6 protein-coding genes are annotated in these 8037 nt (G+C 48.6%); 4 read left to right on the top strand and 2 right to left on the bottom strand.

From position 1 onward, the window contains the following. A partial coding sequence (locus B5F25_RS16820; protein WP_140406967.1) for an AAA family ATPase occupies window positions 1-111 on the bottom strand: 111 nt, incomplete at its 3' end. A gap of 363 nt (window positions 112-474) precedes the next feature. Here B5F25_RS16820 and B5F25_RS16815 point away from each other — a divergent pair. Then, a complete protein-coding gene (locus B5F25_RS16815; RefSeq protein ID WP_022040208.1) occupies window positions 475-1500 on the top strand; it encodes a glycoside hydrolase family 43 protein in 1026 nt (341 codons plus the stop codon). 15 nt (window positions 1501-1515) lie between these two features. Here the strand turns inward: B5F25_RS16815 and B5F25_RS21950 are convergent, their stop codons facing one another. Further along, window positions 1516-1689, bottom strand: a complete 174-nt coding sequence (locus B5F25_RS21950; RefSeq protein WP_162614444.1) for a hypothetical protein — start codon at window positions 1687-1689, stop codon at window positions 1516-1518. Window positions 1690-1839: 150 nt separating this feature from the next. On the opposite strand from B5F25_RS21950, the gene B5F25_RS16805 reads away from it, so the two are divergent. The 3 genes from B5F25_RS16805 (at window position 1840) to B5F25_RS16795 (ending at window position 8017) form a co-directional block, all read left to right on the top strand. Beyond that, on the top strand, window positions 1840-4284 hold the full coding sequence (locus tag B5F25_RS16805) for an alpha-L-arabinofuranosidase C-terminal domain-containing protein (protein WP_241148433.1): 2445 nt from the start codon (window positions 1840-1842) through the stop codon (window positions 4282-4284). Between the two features lie 20 nt (window positions 4285-4304). Beyond that, a complete protein-coding gene (locus B5F25_RS16800) occupies window positions 4305-5585 on the top strand; it encodes a BNR repeat-containing protein (RefSeq protein ID WP_087250915.1) in 1281 nt (426 codons plus the stop codon). 119 nt (window positions 5586-5704) lie between these two features. Further along, complete coding sequence (locus B5F25_RS16795) at window positions 5705-8017, top strand: DUF2264 domain-containing protein (protein ID WP_140406966.1); 2313 nt, start codon at window positions 5705-5707, stop codon at window positions 8015-8017. The last annotated feature ends 20 nt before the right edge of the window (window positions 8018-8037 follow it).

Below are 8037 nucleotides of genomic sequence, written 5' to 3'. Positions count from 1 at the left end.
ATAAATCTTCCCTGTTGATACCAGCTGGTATATCAGGGCGGTTTTGTCTACATACGTGTAGTGGTCCTCTCTTATCTGTGCAAAGCTCTGGATGCCTATCGGGTATTTCATATCGTATGCTTATTGGTATAGCACAAAAATAGTGAGAATATTTTAGAAACTGCTTTTAATTTCTACAAAAAGTTTTTCCTGGATTGGTGTGTTCGTTTTCGTATGCGCTTTGGACAATAAATTCGAAACTGTTTCTGAATATACGCAATCAGACTAATCAGGAATTACCAAGAAGCATTTCCTGGAGACTGTTTACACCTACGGATATTCTCACGCCATGTATTTGCGCATTCTAATGGAACATTCAGGGGCAAAAAATACAGATTGCAGATTTTTCCATCTTTTTTGCTTATTTTTTTGCCTTACTTTCTCAATGGGAAAACCTATCTTTGTGTGACATTTTTTTATAAAAAACATACGACCATGAAAAAAACATTTTTGATTGCTGGAATCATAAGCTTGTTCCTGGCTTTCCCACTGGTGGGTAAAGCACAATACACAGAGTTCCGTCCTGGAGAAGTATGGAACGATACGGAAGGAAACTATATCAATGCACACGGTGGAGGCATTCTTTACCACAACGGTACATACTATTGGTATGGAGAATACAAGAAAGGAAAGACCATTTTGCCCGAAGGAGCTACGTGGGAATGCTACCGTACGGATGTGACAGGAGTGGGATGTTATTCATCGAAAGACCTGATGAACTGGAAATTCGAGGGTATCGTACTGCCTTCGGTAAAAGATGACCCTAACCACGACCTGCATCCATCGAAGGTATTGGAACGCCCGAAGGTTATCTATAACCGAAAGACGGGAAAGTTTGTGATGTGGATGCACGTAGACAGTGCCGACTATGGCAAGGCAAGTGCCGGTGTAGCAGTATCCGATTCGCCTACGGGAACATTTACTTATTTAGGCAGTTTCCGCCCCAACGATGCGATGAGCCGCGACCAGACCGTGTTTGTTGACGATGACGGACGTGCCTATCAGTTTTATTCTTCGGAAAACAACGCAACGATGTATATCAGCCTCCTTACCGATGATTATCTGAAACCTTCGGGACGTTTTACACGTAACTTTATCGGCATGTCGCGCGAGGCTCCGGCTGTATTCAAGCACGATGGAAAATATTATCTGATTACATCGGGATGTACAGGTTGGGATCCGAATGTGGCGGAAATAGCCGTAGCGGACTCCATTATGGGTGAATGGAAAACCATCGGTAATCCGTGTACAGGACCGGACGCCGAAAAGACATTTTATGCCCAAAGTACATTCGTAATGCCAGTAGCCGGCAAGAAAGATGCTTATATCGCGATGTTCGACCGGTGGAACAAAACGGATCTGCGCAACTCGCGCTATGTATGGCTTCCAATTGTATTCAAGGACGGAAAGGTTACGATTCCCTGGCGCAAAGAGTGGACATTGGACGTATTTGGCAAATGACAAGTTTTTGCCTGTTTACTTAGAAGCTGTTTTGAATTTCTCCAAAAAGTTTTTCTTGGCTTGATGTATTCGTTTTCGTGTGTGCTTTGGGCGATTTTTTGGTCCTTTTCGCTCCTGTTCTTCGTCAGATAGCCCGCTATCTTCCTCATCACAGAAGCGAAAATGCCTCAAAAACTCATCCCAAATCATCACACGATAAATTCAAAACAGCTTCTTAGGAATTCTGCCGGAATAACCGTATCTTCGCAGGAAAAGACCTGTCAAACAATTTAAACTTTTGGTAACATGAAATGGAAACACTGGGCTGCTTTAGGGGCAGCGTTATGCTTTTTGCCGGATATGTCTTATGCACAAGACGTAGCAAACCGGCTTGACTCGGTTTATATTTTCTCGTATGCTACAGCCTCTGATGCCGGACGTAGCGGACTGAAACTGGCGTGGAGTCGGGATACTGAACGCTGGTACAGCGTGGGCGACGGTTATGGCTATGTAAAAAGCGACTATGGAGCATGGGGCTCGGAAAAAAGAATGATTCGCCCACATCTCATGCGGGGAACAGATGGCAAATGGCATTGCGTATGGCAATTAAATGAAGAGGGAAAAGAACTGGCACATGCAGCATCTGCCGACCTGACCGACTGGAAACGCCAGACGTATTTCCTAAAAGGGAACGAAAGACAAATAAAACCGGAATTTACTCCTGCCGGCCATGAGCAACCTGCAAGTGTATGGGTAGAAGGTACCCTGCAACAAGGATATGTGCAGAAAGCCGCCTGGACGGAAGTAGATCACCTGATTCGGTTTGCAAGCTATCGTGCCAATAAAGCAAGAATGGAAGGTGAGCAGACTGTACAAGATGCCGAACGCTTTGCAGGACTGAAAGAAGTGAACCTGCAAGTAGATGTACATCCTGACAAGGCACGCCCCATCAGCGATAAATTAATAGGTGTATTTTTTGAGGACATCAACTATGGAGCCGACGGAGGACTTTATGCCGAACTGATACAGAACCGGGACTTCGAATATTCGTCTGCCGACCGGAAAGAATGGAACGGAGCGTATGCCTGGACCCTGGAGGGTGATGGTGGAAAATTTACAGTAGAAGCCGGTACCGAACCGATACACGCCAACAATCCTCATTATGCCATACTCGACATACACCAGCCGGGAGTAATGCTGAAAAACACAGGCTACGACGGCATTGTATTAAAGAAAGGTGAAAAATACGACTTCTCTTTGTTCGGACGGATACCGGCAGGCAAAAAGGGAGGCAAAACACATGTGCTGCTACTGGATAAGGACGGAAAAGAAGTAGCAAGGACTTCGGTGAAAATCACCTCGGCAAACTGGAAGAAGCAACAGGCAGTGCTGAAGGTGAACGCAGATGTCAATGCAGGCTCACTGGCACTGATACCCCAGCAAGCCGGTACGTATGAACTGGACATGATTTCGCTCTTCCCACAGCACACGTTCCACGGGCATACAAACGGGCTTCGTGCCGACCTGGCACAGGCTATAGCCGACCTTCATCCACGTTTCGTACGTTTTCCGGGTGGATGTGTAGCTCATGGAAACGGTATTGCCAACATTTACGACTGGAAAGGTTCTATCGGTCCGCTGGAAGCCCGCAAGCCTCTGCGCAACTTATGGGGTTATCACCAGACACGCGGATTGGGTTATTTCGAATATTTCCAGTTCTGCGAGGATATGGGAGCCGAACCCGTTCCGGTAGTAGCTGCCGGCGTACCCTGCCAGAACTCGGCATGTATCCCGGGCAAGCTCTTGAGCGGAGGCCAGCAAGGAGGTATCCCGATGGAAGAAATGGATGCCTACGTGCAAGACATACTTGACCTGATTGAATATGCTAACGGTGATCCCCAAACCAACAAGTGGGCAAAAATGCGTGCCGAAGCCGGGCATCCCGAACCGTTCAACCTGAAATACATCGGTATCGGCAACGAAGACCTGATAACCGACATATTCGAGGAACGCTTTACGATGATATACGAAGCTGTAAAGAAACAATATCCCGAAGTGACCGTCATCGGTACGGTAGGACCATTCTACGAAGGATCTGACTATGAGGAAGGCTGGGAACTTGCCACTCGCCTCAACGTGCCGATGGTGGACGAACATTACTACAACACACCAGGATGGTTTATCAACAACCAGGACTTTTACGACCGCTACGACCGCTCGAAACCGAAAGTCTATCTGGGAGAGTATGCCGCGCACTTACCTGGACGTCCCAACAACATCGAGACAGCACTTGCCGAAGCGCTTTACCTCACTTCGGTAGAACGGAACGGCGATGTAGTACAGATGTCATCATACGCTCCGCTGCTGGCAAAGGAAGGACACACCCAATGGAACCCTGACCTAATTTACTTCAACAACCAAGAAGTGAAGCCTACGGTGGGCTATTATACCCAGCTGCTTTACGGACAACATACAGGCGACAGTTACTTGCCTTCGGAAAACCGTACAGATAATCCACGCGCTGATGTGAATAAACGCATCGCCTCATCGGTAGTACGTGATAGCCGCACAGGAGATATCATCGTGAAGCTAGTCAACCTCTTGCCTGTAGCGGTGAATACCCAAGTAAACCTTCCGGCAGGTATTGATGGAAAAACGGCAACCTTGTACATGCTTTCAGGCAAGCCTGATGACAAACAGGCAAAACCTACAGAAAGTACACTGAAGGTAAACAATGCATTCGCATACCAAATGCCAGCATACTCGCTGAACGTCATCCGTATCCCGATGGGAACCGAGAAATAATGGTAAATGTAAATGAAATCATGAAACAGCAAACATTCATTTTGTGGATACTTCTTTTCGTCTCCAGCACCATCTGTGCCCAGCAGTTGGTGAGGGTAGGCGAAGGATATAGCAATACATCGGTCAACACCACGGTGTTTCGCAACAATTCGCTGGTGACCCAAGGCAATACGCAATACATCGCCTATTACGCCCCCGACGGATACCTGATGCTGGGCAAACGTACACTGGGTGATACCGAATGGACTTTGCACCGTTCCCAATATAAGGGAAATGTGGAAGACGCACACAACATCATCAGCCTGATGGTGGACGGAAAAGGATACCTGCATGTAGCCTTCGACCATCACGGGCATCCGCTCAATTATTGCCGAAGCATAAAACCCGGCTCGCTGGAACTAGGTGACAAGGAATCCATGACGGGTACCGATGAACAAGACGTGACTTATCCGGAGTTTTACCGTATGCCCGACGGGAACTTGATATTCGTCTATCGCTCCGGAGCATCGGGACGAGGCAATCTTATCATGAACCTATACGACGTGACGACACGCCGGTGGGAACGGATACAGGATGTCCTGATTGACGGTGAAGGCAAGCGTAATGCTTACTGGCAACTCTATGTAGATACGAAAGGCACAATACACCTCTCGTGGGTATGGCGCGAAACCTGGATGGTAGAAACCAACCACGACCTGTGTTATGCCTATTCGCCCGACAAAGGAAAAACCTGGTACAAGTCGACAGGGGATGCATATACCCTACCCATCCGCGAATCAAATGCCGAATGTGCCTGGCATATTCCTCAGAACAGTGAACTGATAAACCAGACCAGCATGTGTACCGATGCCGAAGGACATCCTTACATCGTCACTTATTGGCGTGATGCCACCTCGGAAGTACCGCAATACCGAGTGGTATGGAACGACGGTACCCGCTGGAACATGCGTGAAGTGATGCATCGCAAGCTGGCCTTTTCCCTGAAAGGTGGAGGAACCAAGATGATTCCGGTTTCACGCCCACGCATTGTAGTAGACGGAAACAAGGCTTACTTTATTTTCCGTGATGCAGAAAGAGGAAGCAAAGTCTCGATGGCATACACCGATGATTTGAAGCAAGATGACTGGCAAGTGAAAGACCTGACCGACTTTCCGGTAGAAGCCTGGGAACCAAGCCTGGACACTGAGCTTTGGAAAAGCCGGAAACAATTGCATCTCTTCGTACAGGTCACCTACCAGGGTGATGGAGAGAAAACCGTCGACCAGGCTCCTACACCGGTATATGTACTGGAATTGGAATGAACGCAGGCTACAAGTTGACAAGCAGACGAGTGTAAAAAACTTCAAGCAAGCATTTAAGACCTTGTCTTCTTGTCAACCGATACCTCAATCAAACACTAACCATAAAAATAATAAGACCCATGAAAAAACTTTACCTGTTGGCTAGGGCATGCCTACTCGCCCTCTTACCCCTTACTTGCGCTTTCGCCAAGCCCTCTGAGGCAGAGAAGGTGCGCCAAATTATCGACAAAGTGAATCAGCACTGGCAAGCGGAAAATCCGCCCGAAGTACGTGCCTTTTGGGACAATGCCGCCTACCATACTGGCAATATGGAAGCTTATTACCTGACCGGAAACCCTGCTTATCGAGCTTATTCCGAAGCATGGGCTACACATAATGAATGGAAAGGAGCAAAAAGCAACAACCGCTCCACATGGAAATATTCGTATGGCGAGACTGATGAGTATGTGCTCTTCGGTGACTGGCAAGTGTGTTTCCAAACTTACATCGACCTATACCAGCTCGACCCAGACGACCGGAAGATACGCCGCGCCCGTGAGGTAATGGAATATGAAATGAGTACCCCCCGGCATGACTACTGGTGGTGGAGCGACGGACTGTACATGGTGATGCCCGTCATGACCAAACTCTACAAGCTGACCCATAACCCACTGTACTTGGACAAGCTGTACGAATACATCACCTACTCAGACAGTATCATGTTCGACCCCGAAGAGAACCTGTATTACCGCGATGCTAAATACGTCTATCCCAAACATAAAAGCTTGAACGGGAAAAAAGACTTTTGGGCACGGGGCGACGGATGGGTATTGGCCGGACTGGCGAAAGTGTTAAAGGACTTACCCGCCGACTATGCACACCGCAGGTTCTTTATAGAAAAATACCAAAAGATGGCACAGGCGGTAGCAGCAATCCAACAACCCGAAGGATACTGGACACGCAGCATGATGGACCCCGAACATGCTCCCGGACCTGAGACCAGCGGTACAGCTTTCTTTACCTACGGACTATTATGGGGAGTAAACCATGGTTATCTGGACGAAACCACCTACATGCCTGTCATTAGCAAGGCATGGACGTATCTATCAGAAACCGCATTACAAAAAGACGGTTCAGTAGGTTACGTGCAACCCATTGGTGAAAAGGCGATACCCGGACAGGTGGTCGATGCCAAGTCTACCGCCAATTTCGGTGTAGGAGCTTTCCTGCTGGCGGCATGCGAGTACGTACGCTATCTGGAAGCTGGAAGCCAGCCCGACCGCGCTTACTGGTGTAAGCTGGCTTATGACATGGCAGCTCCTGTATTAAGCAACATGGCAAAAGAGGAACTGCAGAAAAACATGCAAGTGGAAGTCAGTCCTACCTGGGACGGACGCGACAAGCGAGTCACTTATATGGAATGTTTCGGACGCCTGATGGCAGGCATTGCCCCATGGCTTGCCCTGCCCGATGATGAGACCGAAGAAGGAGCCATGCGCAAGCAATTGCGTGAATGGGCATTGCAGAGCTACGTTCATGCAGTCGACCCTGATTCGCCCGACTATCTCTTATGGCGCAACGAAGGTCAGCCGCTAGTGGATGCCGCATACGTGGCAGAAAGTTTCCTCCGTGCCTTCGACCAGCTTTGGATGCCACTTGATGAAACCACAAAGAAACGTTACATCGAAGAGTTTACCCAGCTTCGGCGTATCGACCCGCCTTATACCAACTGGCTGCTCTTCTCAGCTACTATCGAGAGTTTCCTCGCCAAGGCCGGTGCATCTTTTGATATCTACCGCATCAATTCTGCCATCCGCAAGGTAGAAGAATGGTATACAGGCGACGGCTGGTATGCCGACGGACCTTCATTTGCCTTCGACTATTATAGCAGCTATGTATTCCACCCTATGTACCTCGAAACCCTTGATGCACTGATTGACGCCAATAAGCATTCACGCCTTGACTATCCGAAGTATTACCGCCGTGCACTGAAACGTGCGCAAAAGTACAGCCTGGTACTGGAACGGTTTATCTCGCCCGAAGGAACCTTCCCTGTCTTCGGCCGTTCTATCCCTTACCGCATGGCTACGATGCAACCTTTGGCTCTGATGGCATGGTACCGTGAATTACCAGCCAGTGTCACTCCAGCCCAAGTGCGTTGCGGACTTACTGCCGTACTGAAGCGTATGTTTGCCAATGGGGATAACTTTAATGAAGGCGGATTCCTTACCATCGGATTTACCGGACGCCAACCTAACGTAGCCGACTGGTACACGAATAACGGAAGCTTGTATATGACCTCGCTCGCCTTCCTTCCGCTGGGACTTCCGGCAAGCGATGCCTTCTGGACAGATGCTCCGCAAGACTGGACCAGCAAGAAAGCATGGAGCGGCCAACCCTTCCCGAAGGACCATCATTGGAGCGATGACATCGTAACAAGAGACCTTTATTGATTGGGAGACATGTCAACCAT

Origin of the sequence: Bacteroides sp. An19 (assembly GCF_002160215.1) — a bacterium.
In the GTDB taxonomy this organism is placed as follows: domain Bacteria; phylum Bacteroidota; class Bacteroidia; order Bacteroidales; family Bacteroidaceae; genus Phocaeicola; species Phocaeicola intestinalis.
Note: the sequence above shows the minus strand (reverse complement) of the source record. Positions and strands in the feature narration are given on the sequence as shown.

Bases quoted from the DNA above. Each gene is read 5' to 3' on its own strand.
- B5F25_RS16815 (WP_022040208.1), top strand. From the start codon at position 475: ATGAAAAAAACATTTTTGATTGCTGGAATCATAAGCTTGTTCCTGGCT.
- B5F25_RS16805 (WP_241148433.1), top strand. From the start codon at position 1,840: ATGTCTTATGCACAAGACGTAGCAAACCGGCTTGACTCGGTTTATATT.
- B5F25_RS21950 (WP_162614444.1), bottom strand. From the start codon at position 1,689: ATGATTTGGGATGAGTTTTTGAGGCATTTTCGCTTCTGTGATGAGGAA.
- B5F25_RS16800 (WP_087250915.1), top strand. From the start codon at position 4,305: ATGAAACAGCAAACATTCATTTTGTGGATACTTCTTTTCGTCTCCAGC.
- B5F25_RS16795 (WP_140406966.1), top strand. From the start codon at position 5,705: ATGAAAAAACTTTACCTGTTGGCTAGGGCATGCCTACTCGCCCTCTTA.